The organism is Nocardia sp. NPDC050710, from assembly GCF_040654375.1.
GTDB lineage: Bacteria > Actinomycetota > Actinomycetes > Mycobacteriales > Mycobacteriaceae > Nocardia.
Genome location: NZ_JBFAHV010000001.1, coordinates 14,428 through 29,805, shown reverse-complemented (window position 1 = coordinate 29,805; position 15,378 = coordinate 14,428). Strand labels below are relative to the sequence as shown.

Below are 15,378 nucleotides of genomic sequence, written 5' to 3'. Positions count from 1 at the left end.
AGTTCGGGATTCGAAGTCCGGCTGCTCCCGGACTCGGGCAGCCGTAGGAGGCCATCACCGTGCCCCGTACTTCGCCAGCACCCGATTCCGCTTACCCGGTTGGATATTCACCCGCGTGATGTCGCCGTTGTAGTGGGCCAGGACGCGGTGGTCCATCACCTTGCGCCACAGCGGCGTCAGGTAGGCCAGGCCGATCATGCTGGCGTAGCCGCTCGGCAGGTTCGGCGCGCCGTCCATGCTGCGCAGGGTCTGATACCGCCGGGTGGGGTTGGCGTGATGGTCGCTGTGCCGCTGGAGGATCGGCAACAGCACGAAGACCAGCAGTGGACCGATCCACCACCACACCGGTGACACCCGCTGCCAACCGAGCTGACCGAACGCCCACACCAGCCCTATCGCGAGCAGCACCGCGGTCGGCGGCACCAGGCCGAACAGCCACAGGTATCGCTTGCGATCGCGCCACTGCAGCGTCGGCATGGGCGCGCCGATTCGAGATGTCGTCATTGTCGATCTCCTTGTGAACCCGACGAGCCGGTCGGGGGAACACCGCACGTGACGGTCGGCGTGTTTACAAATAGTCTGATATGTCCAATTCAAATACAGATAGTCATCCATTGTCAATGTTCTGAACAAATTCACATTCTCTGTATGATCGAAGCGTGGCCCAAGCGTCGAGATTTCACATCCAGATGCGCCAGTTACTGCGCGAGCGGGTCATCGCGACCGCCCGCGAGGTCGTCTGTGCCGAGGGGTGGGGTGCGGTGAATATGTCGCGGCTGGCCAAGGAGGTCGGAGTCAGCCGTCCCGTGCTCTACAACGAAATCGGCACCAAACAGGATTTGGCCGACGTGGTCATCCGGCACGAGGTCGAAACCTTCCTGGTCGGCATCGCCGAAAGCCTCGCCGATCACCCCGACGATGTCATCGCGGGCCTGACCGGGGCGGTCGAATTCACCCTCCGCGGGGGCGCGGACAATCCGTTGCTCGCCGCGGTCCTGTCCGGACGCTCCGACGACGCCGCCCTGCTGCCGACGCTGATGACCGACCCCGACCCGGTGCTCGGCCGGGCACTGGCCGCGGTCACCGCGGCGGTGCGCGCCCAGTACGGACTCGACGACCTGAGCGACGACGAATTGGCGTCGAAGACGGAGATCATCATCCGCCTCACGCTGAGCCACCTGTTCCAGCCGCTCGGCCCGATCGACCGCGCGGCGCGTCAGATCGCCGTGGTCGTCGCGTGCGTCTTCATGCCCGTTCCGGAATCGGCACTACCGCGCGTCTAGCTGGCCGAGTTGGCCGAGAGACGTTCCAGCCCTGGAAGATTCGGCGACAAACCATCCACCGACCGGCGGTTGTCAGTTGATCAGGTAGCCGTCGGAGGTCGCGACGATATCTGTGACCGCGCCGCGCGGGCGGCCACAGCGTCGATCGCAGCCCGACCAGTGCTGGCGTCCGCCGGCGCGTACCTCGGCGCGCGGGACCGGCTCGGCCGGGTGTGCCGCTGTCGGCGAAAGGGGTAGCACGCGGCCGGATTCGACGGCATCGGTGACGTCCGAACGGACATCGGTGCGCGATTTGGCACAGCCGGGTTGTCCGGCGCACGCGCTGACCAGCAGCCAGGGTGAATCGGCGTCGAAGATCAGACCCATCGGGGCCAGGACGCGGACCACCTGTTCGGCGGGCCATTCTTCGAGATCCGCCACGACCAGGCTGCGCCACGGGGTGACGAAGATCGGGCGCTCGACGGCGGCGAGGAATTCGGCGGTGCGAGCGGGCAGCGCGCCGAGGCGGACGCCCGCGCCCAGGCTCACCAGTCCGTTGTCCTGATCCAGCCAGCCGATCGGAATATCCTGGGTGGCACCGAATTCCATTCGCTCGGCCACCGGTTCCAGGCCCAGGTGGTCGGCGAGACGGGCGGCGCCGTCATCGATGTCGTGCAGCCGCCACTCTCCGGAGCTGAGGTCGAGGAAGCCGTCCGCCGCGGCGAGCATGACATCGACCGCGTCGGCGGAGCCGATCCGGATACCGGTATCGGCGCCGGCCAGTACGAGCGCGAATGTATCGGAGTCGACGGCGTGTACGCCGATATCGCCCGATAGGCCGCTCACGTCGCCGCGCCCGTCGTCCAGCGTGAAGAGGATGCGTCCCGGCAGGTCCGCCAAGCGCGGCGCCGTGCGCAATCCCTCATCGAGCGAGGCGACCAGCCGGTGCACATCGGCGCGGCCGCCGACCCGCCCCGACAGTGGGGAAGCGACGATATTGCGTACCCGTTCGTGCGTCCGGCTGGGCAGCAGCCCCGCGGCGTCGAGCCGGTCGGTCAGGGCGCTCGCATCCCGCACCCGACGCAACTGCAGATTCCCGCGCGAGGTCAGCTCGATATTCCCGTCGGCCAGTTCGAGCGTGATCTCGGCCAGGTCGCGCAGCTGATCGGGTTCCAGCCGGCCGCCGGGCACACGAATGCGCGCCAGCGGGCCGTCGGCCGCCTGATGCAGCCGCAACACGCCGGGGCAGGAGTCGGGAACGGGTCGCGTCATAACCACCCCAGACTACGACGCGCCGACGAGCCGGAACCGTCGGCCGCCTCGGAGTCGTATCGGACCGCGCGGTCCGGCCGGGGGGTTGTGGGATCCGCGTCCCACGCGGACCTTGCCGTGGTGATCACCCAGGTGATGTGCACCGCCCCGGCGAGGCGGTTCGGCGGGATGCTCAGTGGGGTTGGGTCCATGACCGAAACCTCCGATATCGCAGATTGTTTGGCGATCATCGATGTCATCACACGCATGTTCGTCTACACCGATCAGAAGCGCTGGGATGACCTGCTCGCGGTGTTCACCGCGAAGGTGGATTTCGACGGTGGTTTCGGTGGGCCGGTCGAGGTGCGGCCCGCCGCCGATATCGTCGGGGACTGGCGCGCCGGACTCTCGGATCTGGACGGCATCCACCACCAAGCCGGCAACTATCTGATCGACCTGCACGCCGATACCGCCGCCGTGCATGCCGACGCCATCGCGATGCATGTGAAGAACGACGCCGTCAACGGCAAAACCCGGACGTTCGTCGGCAGCTACCGGATCGGCGCCGAACGCACGCCCGCGGGCTGGCGTGTCAATCGGTTCCACTATCAACTCAAAGTCATCGACGGGAACGCCGACCTGACCTGATCCCCGCTCCGGATCGAGTCCGGATGGTGTGCGGGAACTTTCACACGTGGATACCGTCGTCGCGCTCAGCGCGGTGCGGACGTCGGCTCCGGAACCTCAGCGGCCGACGGTTTCCGCGAACCGCGCCTGCGCCCCGGCGCCCACGCCCCGATGAGTAAGGCGGCGACCAATGCCACGCATCCGACCGCGAACGCGGACTGCTGTGCCCCGTGCATGAACGCCTCTTTCGCGAATGCGGCGAGCGGCTCCGCTTGCGGCCCGGCGCGCTCGGTGACGTGCAGGGCGGCGGCCAGCGAATCCCCGACGGGTTCGCGGGCCGCCTCGGGAAGCCGGGGGAGGACCGGGGCGATGCGATCGCTGTACCCCGCGGCCAGGATGCTGCCCGCGATCGCGATGCCCACGGCGGCGCCGACTTCGCGGGCGGCATCGTTGACCGCCGCCGCGACGCCGTGCTTTTCGACCGGCGTCCCGGCGATAATGGCCGCAGTGGCGGGCGCGGTGCACAGCCCGAGCCCGGTGCTCATGATCAGCAATGGCGCCAGCACATCGACGTAGCCGCTGTCGACGTCGAGGCGCGACATCGCGATCAGCGCCGCTCCGATGGTCACCAGTCCTACGAGAGTCGGCAGGCGCAGTCCGAGCCGTTCGGCCAACCAGGGCGCCATGGCTGAGATCGCCACCATCGGCACGATCATCGGCGCCATCGCCAGCGCCGACATCAGTGGCCGATAGCCGAGAATCAGCTGCAGGAACTGCACCAGCAGCATGAACACCCCGAACGACACCAGGAATTGAACCGTCACCGAGGCGGTCCCGCTGCCGAACCCTCGATCGGCGAACAACCGCACATCCAATAGCGGGTGGTCCACCCGCACTTCGATCAACGCGAAGATGCCCCCGGCCAGCACACCGGCGGCGAAAAGCCCGATCACCAGCGGATCCGACCAGCCGCGCTCCGGCGCTTCGACGGCCGCCACCACGATCGACCCGACCGCCAGCGCCGCGCTGAGCGCACCCCACAGATCGAACGCGGGCCGGGACCCGTCCACCGACTCGGGCACCGTGCACGAAGCCACCGAAAGTGCCAGTCCCGCAACGGTCATCGCGACGAAGATAGACATCCACGACCAATGTTCCAGCAGCAGGCCGGATCCGAGGATGCCGAGAACCGCACCGGCGCCCGCGATCCCGGCCCACAGCCCGACCGCATTGCCGCGCCGTTCCTTGGGGAATCCGGCCGTCAGCAGTGACAGCGTCGAGGGCATCACGAGCGCGGCCCCGACCCCGGCCGCGGCCCGCGCGACGATCAACCAGATCGGGGTGTCGAGCAATATCGGCGCGGCGGAGGCGAGGGAGAACACGATCAATCCCGCGATCAGCATCTTGCGCCGCCCGAACCGGTCGCCGAGCGCACCCGCGGGCAGAACCAGGCAGGCGAGCGCGAGGGTGTACCCGTCGACGATCCAGGTCAGCTGGCGCTGGCTGGCGCCGGTGGCCGCCGCGATCTCCGGCAATGCGGTGTACAGCGCGGCCATCGACGCGATCACCAGCGCCACCGCGAGGCAGGACAGTGTGAGCAGCCAGCGTTGGGCGGCGGACAGGCCGGCGCGTTCAGTGGAATCCATCGGTCCTCCGCAACGGTTGGTATCGCTCCGCTACTATCAGTAGCATAAGTGGCGTGGGTCGCGGTAGCCCCGGTCGAGGAGGAATGCTTTCCGGATATGAGCGGTATCGATGACGATGAGGTCGACCCCCGCAGGCTGCGTTCCCGTGCGCGACTACTCGACGCCGCCACCGCGCTGCTGAAATCCGGTGGCCTCGAAGCGGTCACCGTCGAGGCGGTCACCAAACTGTCGAAGGTCGCCAAGACCACCCTGTATCGGCACTTCGACAACGGGGTGCAGTTGCGGGCCGCAACAATCGAACGGCTGCTGCCCGCCGTCGTCGAAACCCCCGCCGCGGGGCCGCTGCGGGAACGCCTGATCGCCCTGCTGGTGGGCCAGGCCGACGCCATCCGCGATGCGCCACTACAGGTCTCGACGCTGGCCTGGCTCGCGACCGGCACCGAACGCGCCGATACCCCCGACGCCCCCGTGCTCACCTCACTGCGGCAGCGCCTCATCGACCGATACCGGGTGCCGTTCGACCGGGTGCTCGACACCCCGGAGGCCCGTGCCGAGTTCGGCGATTTCGACCTCACCCTGGCACTGGCCCAGCTGGTCGGCCCACTGGTCTTCACCAAACTGGTCGGCCTCGGCGCGCCGAATCCGGCCGACTGCGCCCGCATCGTCGATGACTTCCTGGTGGCGCGCACCGGCAACCGCGCGGCATCCTGACCGACCGGCCGGACGCCCGGGCGGAGCCGGCCGGCGCGGCAGGTAGCATCTGGATGCTCGGCGGGCGTCGAGGAAACCGGTGGAAATCCGGTGCGGTCGCGCCACTGTGAACAGCCAGACCCTCTCCGGCGAGCACCACACCCCCCGATGGGCGCGTCACCCGAGGAAGGTCACCCGTGATCCTGCTGCTGTCCACGTCCGACACCGATCTGCTGAGTGCGCGCGCCAGCGGCGCCGACTACCGGTGGGGCAACCCCGCCCGGCTGCTGGTGGACGATCTTCCCGCGCTGCTGGAGGGCGCCGATCTGGTGATCGTGCGGATCCTCGGCGGCAAGCGGGCCTGGGAGGAGGGTCTGGAAGCGGTCCGCGTCAGCGGAGTTCCGATGGTAGCCCTCGGTGGCGAGATCGCACCGGACGCGGAGCTGATGGAATGCTCGACGGTTCCGGGCGGCGTGGCCGCCGATGCGCACAACTACCTGGCCGCGGGTGGTGCGGATAATCTGCGTCAGCTGCACAACTTCCTGTCCGATACCGTGCTGCTCACAGGGCACGGTTTCGAGCCTCCGGTGCAGCTGTCCAGCTGGGGCGAGCTCGAGCGGACCGCGCGTGAGTCGGCACCGGGCGCGCCCGCCGTCGCGGTGATCTACTACCGCGCACAGCATCTCGCGGGCAATACCGGCTATATCGATGCCCTCTGCACCGCGATCGAGGACGCGGGCGCCCGTGCGATCCCGCTGTACTGCGCCTCGCTGCGCACCGCCGAACCCGAATTGCTCGATACCCTGCGCCAGGCCGACGCCCTGGTGGTGACGGTGCTCGCGGCGGGCGGCGCCAAACCCGCGACCGCGTCGGCGGGCGGCGACGACGAAGCCTGGGATGTGGCCGCGCTGGCCGAGCTGGATGTGCCGATCCTGCAGGGTCTGTGCCTGACCAGCGGCCGCGCTCAGTGGGAGGCCAACGACGACGGCCTCTCGCCGCTGGACGTCGCGACCCAGGTGGCGGTGCCGGAATTCGACGGCCGCATCATCACGGTTCCGTTCTCGTTCAAGGAGTTCGACGCCGACGGCCTGTCCACCTATGTACCGGACGCCGAGCGGGCCGCGCGGGTGGCGGGCATCGCCGTCCGGTACGCGCGGTTGCGCCATATTCCGGCGGCGGATAAGCGCATCGCCCTGATGCTCTCGGCCTATCCGACCAAACATGCCCGCATCGGCAATGCGGTCGGTCTGGACACCCCGGCCAGCGCGATCCAGCTGCTCACCGAATTGGGTTCGGCGGGTTACGATCTCGGCGCGCCGGGCGAGATCCCGGGTCTGGCCGAACATGACGGTGACGCGCTGATCCACGCGTTGATCGCCGCGGGTGGACAGGATCCCGACTGGTTGACCGCGGAACAGTTGGAGGGCAACCCGATCCGCATCGGCGCCGACACCTACACCGCATGGTTCGAGACACTGCCGGAGGATCTGCGCACCGGCGTGGTCGAGGCGTGGGGCCCACCGCCGGGTGAGCTGTATGTGGACCGCTCGCGGGATCCGAAGGGCGAGATCGTCATCGCCGCATTGCGTTTCGGCAATGTGGTGCTGATGGTACAGCCGCCGCGCGGATTCGGTGAGAACCCGGTAGCGATCTACCACGATCCGGACCTGCCGCCCAGTCACCACTACTTGGCCGCGTACCGCTGGCTCAGCGCGCCGGACGGTTTCGGCGCCGACGCCATGGTGCACCTCGGCAAGCACGGCAATCTGGAGTGGCTGCCCGGTAAGACCCTCGGCATGTCCGCCTCCTGCGGTACCGATGCCGCGCTCGGCGATCTGCCGCTGATCTACCCGTTCCTGGTCAACGACCCGGGTGAAGGCACCCAGGCCAAGCGCCGGGCCCACGCCACCCTGGTCGACCATCTGATCCCACCGATGGCGCGCGCCGAAAGCTACGGCGATATCTCGCGTTTGGAGCAGCTGCTCGACGAGCACGCGAATATCTCGACGCTGGATCCGGCCAAGCTGCCCGCGATCCGCCAGCAGATCTGGACCCTGATGCGCGCGGCCAAGATGGACCACGACCTCGGGTTGGCCGAACGCCCGGACGAGGACTCCTTCGACGATATGCTGCTGCACGTCGACGGCTGGCTGTGCGAGATCAAGGATGTGCAGATCCGCGACGGGCTGCATGTGCTCGGCCAGGCGCCCGCGGGGGAGACCGAACTCGACCTCGTGCTCGCCATGCTGCGCGCCCGTCAGCTGTGGGGCGGCGAGCGCAATGTGCCCGGCCTGCGAGAGGCGTTGGGGCTCGATGAATCCGGGGGCGAGGCTCGCGAGCGCGTCGACGTGGTGGAGCGCAAGGCCCGGCATCTCGTCGAGGCGCTACAGGCCACCGGCTGGTCGGTGGCGGCCGTCGACGAAGTGGTCGGGGATTTCGCCGACTCGATCGTCGAACCGACCCTCGCTGCCGATGCGGCGGAAGCGCGCATGGCCGCGGTGCGGTCGGTATTGCGCTTCGCCGCCGCCGAGGTCGCACCGCGCCTGCGTCAGACGGGGATCGAGATCGAGCGGGTGCTGCACGCGCTCAATGGTGGTTTCATCCCGGCCGGCCCGAGTGGTTCCCCGCTGCGCGGCCTGATCAATGTCCTGCCGACCGGTCGCAACTTCTACTCCGTCGACCCGAAGGCGGTGCCCTCGCGCCTGGCCTGGGAAACCGGTCAGGCCATGGCGGATTCGCTGCTGGAGCGTTATCTCGCAGATCACGGTGAGTACCCGCGCTCGGTGGGACTGTCGGTGTGGGGCACCTCGGCCATGCGCACCTCCGGCGACGATATCGCCGAAGTGCTTGCGCTGCTCGGTGTTCGGCCCGTGTGGGATGAGGCCAGCCGTCGCGTCACCACACTCGAGGTGATCTCGCTCGAAGAGCTGGCGCGGCCGCGAGTGGACGTCACGGTGCGCATCAGCGGCTTTTTCCGCGATGCCTTCCCGCACGTGCTCGCGCTGCTCGACGACGCGGTCCGGTTGGTGGCCGACCTGGACGAACCCGCAGAGTCGAATTATGTACGGGCCCACGCCCAATCGGACCTGGCCGCGCACGGCGACCAGCGCCGCGCCACCACCCGCATCTTCGGATCCAAGCCAGGCACCTACGGTGCGGGCCTGTTGCAGCTGATCGACTCCAAGAGTTGGCGCACCGACGACGATCTCGCGCAGGTGTACACCGCGTGGGGCGGTTTCGCCTACGGCCGCGATCTGGACGGCGTACCCGCGGCCGACGATATGCGCACCGCCTACCGTCGAATCGCGGTGGCCGCCAAGAACACCGACACTCGCGAGCACGATATCGCCGACTCCGACGACTACTTCCAATACCACGGCGGTATGGTCGCCACCGTGCGCGCGCTGACGGGTAAGAACCCCGAGGCATACATCGGCGACAGCACCCGCCCCGACGCGGTGCGCACCCGCACTCTCTCCGAGGAGACCTCGCGGGTGTTCCGGGCCCGCGTGGTGAATCCGCGCTGGCTCGAGGCGATGCGCAGGCACGGCTACAAGGGCGCGTTCGAAATGGCCGCGACCGTCGACTACCTGTTCGGCTACGACGCCACCACGGATGTAGTGGCCGACTGGATGTACGAAAAGCTCTCCGAGAGTTATGTATTCGATGACGTGAATCGCAAGTTCATGGAACAGTCGAACCCGTGGGCGTTGCACGGCATCACCGAGCGTCTGCTGGAAGCCGCCGAACGTGGCATGTGGTCCGCGCCGGAGCAGGAGACGCTGGATCGGTTGCGCGAGGTGTACCTGGAGACCGAGGGCGAGCTGGAGTAGTCCGGTATGGGGCGGCGGCCGGTCTGCCGCCCCTCCTGGACAGGCGATTTCGTTGTTCGCTCCGCGCCATCGGGGGTGGACCGGTCCGGCCGCACATCTGGCCGTCATCGAAGTGTGACAAAATAACGACGCGTCGGTTTATCCGTCCGCGAACATGATTCACCGAGCCCGTCGCGGTATTCGAATAGCAGCGAGGAAATCAACCCCCCAATTCTCGGGCCAATTATTTGATCTTGCAGTGTAATTCGATTTCCGGAATCCCTTCCCGTACGCCGGTGCGGAGGCGCATCATGATTGATGTCCCAGGTCCGTTTCTCGGGGAACATCATTCGATTCGGCTGGAGGATTGGAACCTCATGAAGATCAGAAAATTGGTAGCGGCAACGGTATTGACGGTCGCCGCCACCGGAATCACCGCCGCCACCGCGTACGGCTCACCTGTCACCTCCGATACGGTGATCACCGGTGTCGATCGAGGCGTCGAGTACACCGGCGCGGTGGCGTCCGACCACTCGAGCGCGACCATGACGCTGGCCTCCGGCCGGTTCGTGGTGACGCCGGAGGCGGGTATCACCGTGCTCGCACCGGACGGCGCGGTGCTGGCCACGGTGCCGACGGCGCTGCAGACCGCGGCGGGTCAGGTCGAGGTGACGCCGGAAGTCGACGCCACCGCAACGACATTGACATTGACGCCGGTCGGCGCACCGGTTCCGCAGGCGCAGTTCATCGGTGATGCGGGCACCACGGTGGCGGGCGTGTTGATCGGGTGCGCGGTCGGCGCGCTGATCGGATTGCTCTTCTTCGTCGCCGGGTTCATTCCCGGGTGCATCGTCGGCGGCATCATCGGAGGTATAGTAGGCGCCAACCAATAACCCCGAACGGATATCCCCCGGCCGCACTCTTGACGTAAATCCCGAGCGGCCGGGGGTGTTCGTATACGTGAATTCGCGGACATCGGCATTTCAATTCACACCGGTGGACCGTTGGAAACGCTCGGCGGTGTGTCCGAACCGACCCGAACCACACAGAGATTCGGGCCACCGGCTCCGAACGCGGCGGCCGGAGTCAGTGGGTGCCATCCCGGCGAAATGTCGCGCGCCACCGGTAGCCGCCGGGCTGTTCGACACCGGACACCTGTTCGACATCGACGGCATGCAATCCGCCGACGGCGAACGCGTCGATCTCCGACCGGCTGAGCGGCCACGGCGGGCCGTCGACCGGCTCGCCCTCGGCGCGAATCTTGGCGATCACCAACAGTTCCCCGCCGGGCGACCTATTCGACATCGCGCCCGAGCCCGCAACCGACGATCAGCGCGCTCCGGTCGGCCCCTTCGGGCTGCATTCGCGAGATCCGCTCGACCAGAAGCGGATTCGGCTCGGCGACATCCCATGGCACGATCGCGGCCCCGTCGGCCGCCGCCGCGTAGAGTGGTTCGAACCATCCCGTCGGATCGCCCTGCTCGGGTGCTCGGGCGGCGAATCGGGACGCGTCCTCATCACGGGGTTGCTCATCCCGACCAGTCTGCCAGCTCCATCCGGCGGGATCGGTAATCGTGGCCGGGCATATTCGCCATCGGGCGACGCACGGTGCGGCGGGACCCGACACGCACCGGACGGTTGTTTCGATAGGTATGGCGCGGGCACGCTCGGCGAGATAGTCTCCGGGACACCGGGCGACGGGAAGGTGGGGTCCTGGACACACTGTGGAATTTCGTCGTGACTCGGCGGCAGCAGCTGCTCATCGACTCGTATCTGCATGTGTCGGCGGTGCTGCAATCCCTGGTGGTCGCCACGCTGATCGCGGTGCTGATCGGGGTGCTGGTCTACCGGAGTCCGCTCGGCTCGTCGGCGGCGACCGCCGCGGCGAGCGCCATTCTCACGGTGCCGTCGTTCGCCCTGCTCGGCCTGTTGATTCCGGTACTCGGTCTCGGTGTCGGGCCGACCGTGACGGCATTGGTCGTCTACGCGCTGCTGCCGATCCTGCGCAACACCATCATCGGACTCGCGTCGGTCGATCCCGCGGTGATCGACGCCGCGCGCGGGGTCGGGATGAACCGGATGCGGGTGCTGGCCGCCATCGAACTCCCGCTGGCCTGGCCGTCCATCCTGACCGGTATGCGGGTCAGCACCCAGATGATCATGGGCATCCTCGCGCTCGCCGCCTACGCGAAGGGCCCCGGCCTCGGCAATCTGATCTTTTCCGGGCTGTCCCGGCTGGGCAGTCCGAACGCGGTGCCGCAGGCGCTGACCGGGACCGTGCTCATCATCGTGCTGGCACTGGTTCTCGACGGGTTGTTCGTACTCGTCGGCCGTCTCACCACCTCGAGGGGAATGCGTGACTGACACCGAAACCCGACGCGCCGCCGCCGCATCCGCGGTGTCGGGGGTCGAGATCGTGCTCGACGCCGTCACCAAACACTATCCGGGACAGCGCGATCCGGCCGTCGACCGGGTCTCGCTGACGATTCCGGCTGGCGAGATCGTGGTGTTCGTCGGACCGTCCGGCTGCGGCAAGACCACGACGATGCGGATGATCAACCGGCTGATCGAGCCGAGTTCGGGGACGATCACCATCGGCGGGCGCGACGTCGCCGGGATGAATCCCGATCACCTGCGGCGCGGCATCGGGTATTCGATCCAGCAGGCCGGGCTGTTCCCGCATCTGACGGTGGCGAAGAATATCGCGACGGTGCCGGGCCTGCTCGGATGGGATCGAGCCAGGATCGCCGCCCGCGTCGACGAGATGTTGGATCTGGTCGGCCTCGATCCCGACACCTACCGGCGCCGCTACCCCCGCCAGCTCTCGGGTGGCCAGCAGCAGCGCGTCGGAGTGGCGCGCGCATTGGCCGCGGATCCTCCGGTTCTGCTGATGGACGAACCCTTCGGCGCGGTCGACCCGATCACCCGCGGATCGTTGCAGGACGAACTGCTGCGGCTGCAAGCCGAATTGGGCAAGACCATTGTCTTCGTCACCCACGATTTCACCGAGGCCGTGAAGCTCGGCGATCGAATCGCGGTGCTGGGCAATCAATCCCGCATTCTGCAATACGACACCCCGGCGGCGATCCTCGCCGACCCGGCCGATGAGACGGTCGCGGGCTTCGTCGGAGCGGACGCCTCCCTCAAACAGCTCACCCTCACCCGGGTGCGGGATGTGGCGCTCGGCGAATGCCCGACGGCGGTGGAATCCGAGCCGGTGACCGCCCTGCGCGCCGCACTCGCGGGCCGGGACCGGCCGTGGGCGTTGATCCTCGACACCCAGCGGCGCCCGCTGCGCTGGGTGTCGGCCGAGCAACTCGCGCACGCGGATTCACTGCGTGACGCAGGTGCGCCCGTCGGTGCGCCGCTGTCGTTGCGGTCGACCTTGCAGGATGCGCTGGAGGCCTTGCTCGCCGAGCAGACGGCGACCGCCGTCGTCACCGGATCCCGGGGTGAATACGCGGGATTGATCACAATCGACACGCTGGTCGCGCACCTGTCCGCGTTGCGGGCCGAGCACGGTGGCGGTCACGCCGAGTCGGAGATTCCGACATGACCGCGGCCATCGGCGCGGAGGCCGCCGCGTCGCTGTCCAGTCCGACCACCGAACGCCGTGCCGAACATCTGCGCCTGCTGGTTCAGCCCGTGCTCGTGCTGCTGCTCACCCTCGGTGTGCTGGTGTGGGCCTTTCGGCGCGACCTCACCGCCACCCAGCGGGCCAGCCTCAACGCGAGCAATATCGCGACGGTCACCTGGCAGCACGTGGTGATCACCGCGACCGTCGTACTCATTGTCGTCACCGTCGCGGTGCCGCTCGGTACTCTGTTGACCCGGCCCGGATACGGTCGTCTCGCACCGGTTTTCATCGGGATCGCCAATGTCGGCGCCGCCGCGCCCGCGATCGGGCTTATCGTGTTGTGCTACCTGGCGACCCGGACGACCGGCTTCTGGATCGGTGTCGCGCCGATCGCCTTCTATTCACTGCTTCCGGTGCTGCGCAATACGATTCTCGGCTACCAGCAGGTGGACCCCGCGCTCATCGATGCCGGGCGCGGCCAGGGCATGTCGGCGGGAACGGTATTGCGCCGCATCGAATTTCCACTCGCCGTGCCGTATATCCTGGCGGGCCTGCGGACCTCGCTGGTATTGGCGGTCGGCACCGCGACGCTGTCGTTCCTGGTGAGCGCGGGCGGGCTCGGCATCCTCATCGACACCGGCTACAAGTTGCGCGACAACGTCACCCTGGTGGTCGGTGCGGTCCTGGCCGTCGCGCTGGCGTTGCTCGTCGACTGGCTCGGAGCGCTGGCCGAACAGTTCCTCGGACCGCGGGGGCTGAAGTGAGGACGGGTCTGCGGCGGCTCGTTCCGCTGTTCGGGTTGGTGCTGGTCGCCGCGTGTGGGCTGCAATCCGGTGGCGCGGTGCCGCTGCCGGTGGGACCCGGAAGTATCCGCCCGGTGCCGGAACTGGATGGGGTCGCGATCACCGTGGGGTCGAAGGACTTCAGCGAGCAGAACATCCTCGGCTATCTCATCGAGTTCGCCATGGTCGCGGCCGGTGCCGATGTACGGGATCTGACGAATATCCAGGGCTCCAACAGTTTGCGCGACGCGCAGCTGCACGGGCAGATCGATATCGCCTACGACTACACCGGCACCGGCTGGATCAACTACCTCGGCAACGAGACCCCGGTGCCGGACGAGGTCGGCCAGTTCGAGGCGGTGCGCGAGGCCGATCTCGCGGCCCACGGCATGGTGTGGACGGCGATGGCCCCGATGAACAACACCTACGCCCTGGTGACGAGTCGGCGTACCGCCCAGGAGACCGGCGTCGCGACCCTGTCCGACTACGCGAAACTGATCGAGACCGATCCGGCCGCGGCGGCGACCTGCGTCGGCACCGAATTCAATGTGCGCCAGGACGGTTACCCGGGCATGGCGCGCAAATACGGCATCGACACCGGCAAGGTGCGCAAGCAGATCGTGCAGGATGCCCTCGTCTATCAGGCCACCGCCGACGCCGGACAGTGCCGCTTCGGCTCCGTCGCCGCCACCGACGGCCGTATCCCGGCACTGGATCTGGTGCTGTTGCGCGACGATCGGGCGTTCTTCCCGAAATACAATGCGGCACTGGTGATGCGCAGTGATTTCGCCGAGGCCAATCCGCAGGTCGCCACCATCATGGCCAGCATCTCGGCGCGCCTGACCAACGAGACCATTACCGAACTGAACCGTCAGGTTGATGTCGACGGCCGCGAACCCGCCGAGGTGGCGAGGGACTGGATGGTGGCCGAGGGATTCGTGACCGCGGGCTGAGGTCCCGGATCAGGGCTGCATTTTTGCGGATTCGTCTGGCACGCCGCTGGATTCGCGGGGGTGGCGGAGGCGGGCCGCTAGGCCGTCGAGGACGCAGAGCAGGCCGTAGTCGAAGGCCAGTGCGCGGGCGGTGGCGACGGACATCGGTGGTGTCGCTCGATATTCCTCGACCATTTCGGGGTATTCGTGCGCCAACTCGAGCACATCCTCGATGAGCGCGTCGCGGTCGGGTTCCGCGTCGCCGTAGGCGTTGCTCCAGGCGAGCTCCGGCATCACCTGGCCGAGAACGAAACACATCACGGTGCCGCTCGACAGGTAGATGTCGGTGCCGGTGAACCCCGCCTGCACGAAGGCGCGGCGCAGCCGATCGGTGAGTCGCAATGAATTCGGGCCCATGCTCGGCAACTGCCCGATCAGGGTGGCCGCCCACGGGTGGGCCAGCAGGGTTTCCCGGAAGCTGTAGGCGAATGTCGTGACCACCTCGCGCCACGATGCCTCGCCGGGATCGGCGCCATCGAGCATGCCCCAGAATTCGTCGAGCGCCAGCTCCAGCAGTTCGCCTTTGTTGGCGACGTACCAGTACAGGCTGGTCGCGCCGGAGTCGAGCTTGGCGCCGAGCTTGCGCATGCTGAGCGCGGACAGTCCCTCGGCGTCGAGTATCTCGACAGCGGCCGTGACGATCTGGTCGCGTCGCAGCCCGGAGGTTTTGGGCTGGCGCATTTCACGAGTCCATACCGATGAGAACTGCTTGGTCACGCAGACAATCCTATATCCACTC

Annotated in this window: 16 protein-coding genes; 9 read left to right on the top strand and 7 right to left on the bottom strand. The window is 67.6% G+C overall.

The window, feature by feature from the left end; translation table 11 throughout:
- Nucleotides 1–54: 54 nt before the first annotated feature.
- The gene (locus tag AB0H61_RS00160) at nucleotides 55–504 is read right to left on the bottom strand and encodes a hypothetical protein (RefSeq protein WP_357297292.1); all 450 of its coding nucleotides are present in this window, start codon (nucleotides 502–504) and stop codon (nucleotides 55–57) included.
- A 155-nt stretch (nucleotides 505–659) separates the two neighbouring features.
- Between AB0H61_RS00160 and AB0H61_RS00155 the strand changes: the two genes are divergently transcribed.
- Nucleotides 660–1,283 carry a TetR family transcriptional regulator gene (locus AB0H61_RS00155; RefSeq protein ID WP_357297291.1) on the top strand — a complete coding sequence of 208 codons (624 nt, stop codon included), beginning with the start codon at nucleotides 660–662 and terminating at the stop codon, nucleotides 1,281–1,283.
- A 72-nt stretch (nucleotides 1,284–1,355) separates the two neighbouring features.
- On the opposite strand, the gene cobG is transcribed toward AB0H61_RS00155, so the two are convergent.
- Both cobG and AB0H61_RS00145 read right to left on the bottom strand, forming a co-directional pair.
- Nucleotides 1,356–2,534, bottom strand: coding sequence for a precorrin-3B synthase (gene cobG, locus AB0H61_RS00150; RefSeq protein WP_357297288.1), 1,179 nt, complete (start codon nucleotides 2,532–2,534; stop codon nucleotides 1,356–1,358).
- Nucleotides 2,531–2,725: a hypothetical protein gene (locus AB0H61_RS00145; RefSeq protein ID WP_357297285.1), complete on the bottom strand. Its 195-nt coding sequence runs from the start codon at nucleotides 2,723–2,725 to the stop codon at nucleotides 2,531–2,533. Before AB0H61_RS00145 ends, cobG begins: the two co-directional genes overlap by 4 nt.
- On the opposite strand from AB0H61_RS00145, the gene AB0H61_RS00140 reads away from it, so the two are divergent.
- Entirely contained in the window at nucleotides 2,724–3,161 is a 438-nt protein-coding gene (locus tag AB0H61_RS00140) for a nuclear transport factor 2 family protein (protein ID WP_357297283.1), read from the top strand. The genes AB0H61_RS00145 and AB0H61_RS00140 overlap by 2 nt on opposite strands.
- Nucleotides 3,162–3,226: 65 nt before the next feature.
- Here the strand turns inward: AB0H61_RS00140 and AB0H61_RS00135 are convergent, their stop codons facing one another.
- Nucleotides 3,227–4,786: an MFS transporter gene (locus AB0H61_RS00135; RefSeq protein WP_357297280.1), complete on the bottom strand. Its 1,560-nt coding sequence runs from the start codon at nucleotides 4,784–4,786 to the stop codon at nucleotides 3,227–3,229.
- Between the two features lie 48 nt (nucleotides 4,787–4,834).
- On the opposite strand from AB0H61_RS00135, the gene AB0H61_RS00130 reads away from it, so the two are divergent.
- The 3 genes from AB0H61_RS00130 to AB0H61_RS00120 all read left to right on the top strand — a co-directional run bounded on the left by AB0H61_RS00130 (nucleotide 4,835) and on the right by AB0H61_RS00120 (nucleotide 10,181).
- Entirely contained in the window at nucleotides 4,835–5,497 is a 663-nt protein-coding gene (locus tag AB0H61_RS00130) for a TetR/AcrR family transcriptional regulator (RefSeq protein ID WP_357297278.1), read from the top strand.
- A 176-nt stretch (nucleotides 5,498–5,673) separates the two neighbouring features.
- Nucleotides 5,674–9,309: a cobaltochelatase subunit CobN gene (cobN, locus tag AB0H61_RS00125; RefSeq protein ID WP_357297275.1), complete on the top strand. Its 3,636-nt coding sequence runs from the start codon at nucleotides 5,674–5,676 to the stop codon at nucleotides 9,307–9,309.
- Between the two features lie 290 nt (nucleotides 9,310–9,599).
- Complete coding sequence (locus tag AB0H61_RS00120) at nucleotides 9,600–10,181, top strand: hypothetical protein (protein WP_357297272.1); 582 nt, start codon at nucleotides 9,600–9,602, stop codon at nucleotides 10,179–10,181.
- Nucleotides 10,182–10,374: 193 nt separating this feature from the next.
- Here AB0H61_RS00120 and AB0H61_RS00115 read toward each other — a convergent pair whose 3' ends face one another.
- A complete protein-coding gene (locus AB0H61_RS00115) occupies nucleotides 10,375–10,560 on the bottom strand; it encodes a hypothetical protein (RefSeq protein ID WP_357297270.1) in 186 nt (61 codons plus the stop codon).
- A gap of 22 nt (nucleotides 10,561–10,582) precedes the next feature.
- Nucleotides 10,583–10,915, bottom strand: coding sequence for a hypothetical protein (locus AB0H61_RS00110; RefSeq protein WP_357297267.1), 333 nt, complete (start codon nucleotides 10,913–10,915; stop codon nucleotides 10,583–10,585).
- An 86-nt stretch (nucleotides 10,916–11,001) separates the two neighbouring features.
- Between AB0H61_RS00110 and AB0H61_RS00105 the strand changes: the two genes are divergently transcribed.
- The 4 genes from AB0H61_RS00105 to AB0H61_RS00090 are packed head-to-tail and all read left to right on the top strand — an operon-like array spanning nucleotide 11,002 to nucleotide 14,600.
- Nucleotides 11,002–11,652, top strand: coding sequence for an ABC transporter permease (locus AB0H61_RS00105; protein ID WP_357299750.1), 651 nt, complete (start codon nucleotides 11,002–11,004; stop codon nucleotides 11,650–11,652).
- Nucleotides 11,645–12,844, top strand: coding sequence for an ABC transporter ATP-binding protein (locus AB0H61_RS00100; protein WP_357297265.1), 1,200 nt, complete (start codon nucleotides 11,645–11,647; stop codon nucleotides 12,842–12,844). Before AB0H61_RS00105 ends, AB0H61_RS00100 begins: the two co-directional genes overlap by 8 nt.
- A complete protein-coding gene (locus AB0H61_RS00095; RefSeq protein WP_357297263.1) occupies nucleotides 12,841–13,629 on the top strand; it encodes an ABC transporter permease subunit in 789 nt (262 codons plus the stop codon). The genes AB0H61_RS00100 and AB0H61_RS00095 overlap by 4 nt, the downstream gene beginning before the upstream one ends.
- Nucleotides 13,626–14,600 carry a glycine betaine ABC transporter substrate-binding protein gene (locus tag AB0H61_RS00090; RefSeq protein ID WP_357297260.1) on the top strand — a complete coding sequence of 325 codons (975 nt, stop codon included), beginning with the start codon at nucleotides 13,626–13,628 and terminating at the stop codon, nucleotides 14,598–14,600. Before AB0H61_RS00095 ends, AB0H61_RS00090 begins: the two co-directional genes overlap by 4 nt.
- Nucleotides 14,601–14,609: 9 nt before the next feature.
- Here the strand turns inward: AB0H61_RS00090 and AB0H61_RS00085 are convergent, their stop codons facing one another.
- Nucleotides 14,610–15,356 carry a TetR/AcrR family transcriptional regulator gene (locus tag AB0H61_RS00085; RefSeq protein ID WP_357297258.1) on the bottom strand — a complete coding sequence of 249 codons (747 nt, stop codon included), beginning with the start codon at nucleotides 15,354–15,356 and terminating at the stop codon, nucleotides 14,610–14,612.
- Between the last annotated feature and the right edge of the window lie 22 nt (nucleotides 15,357–15,378).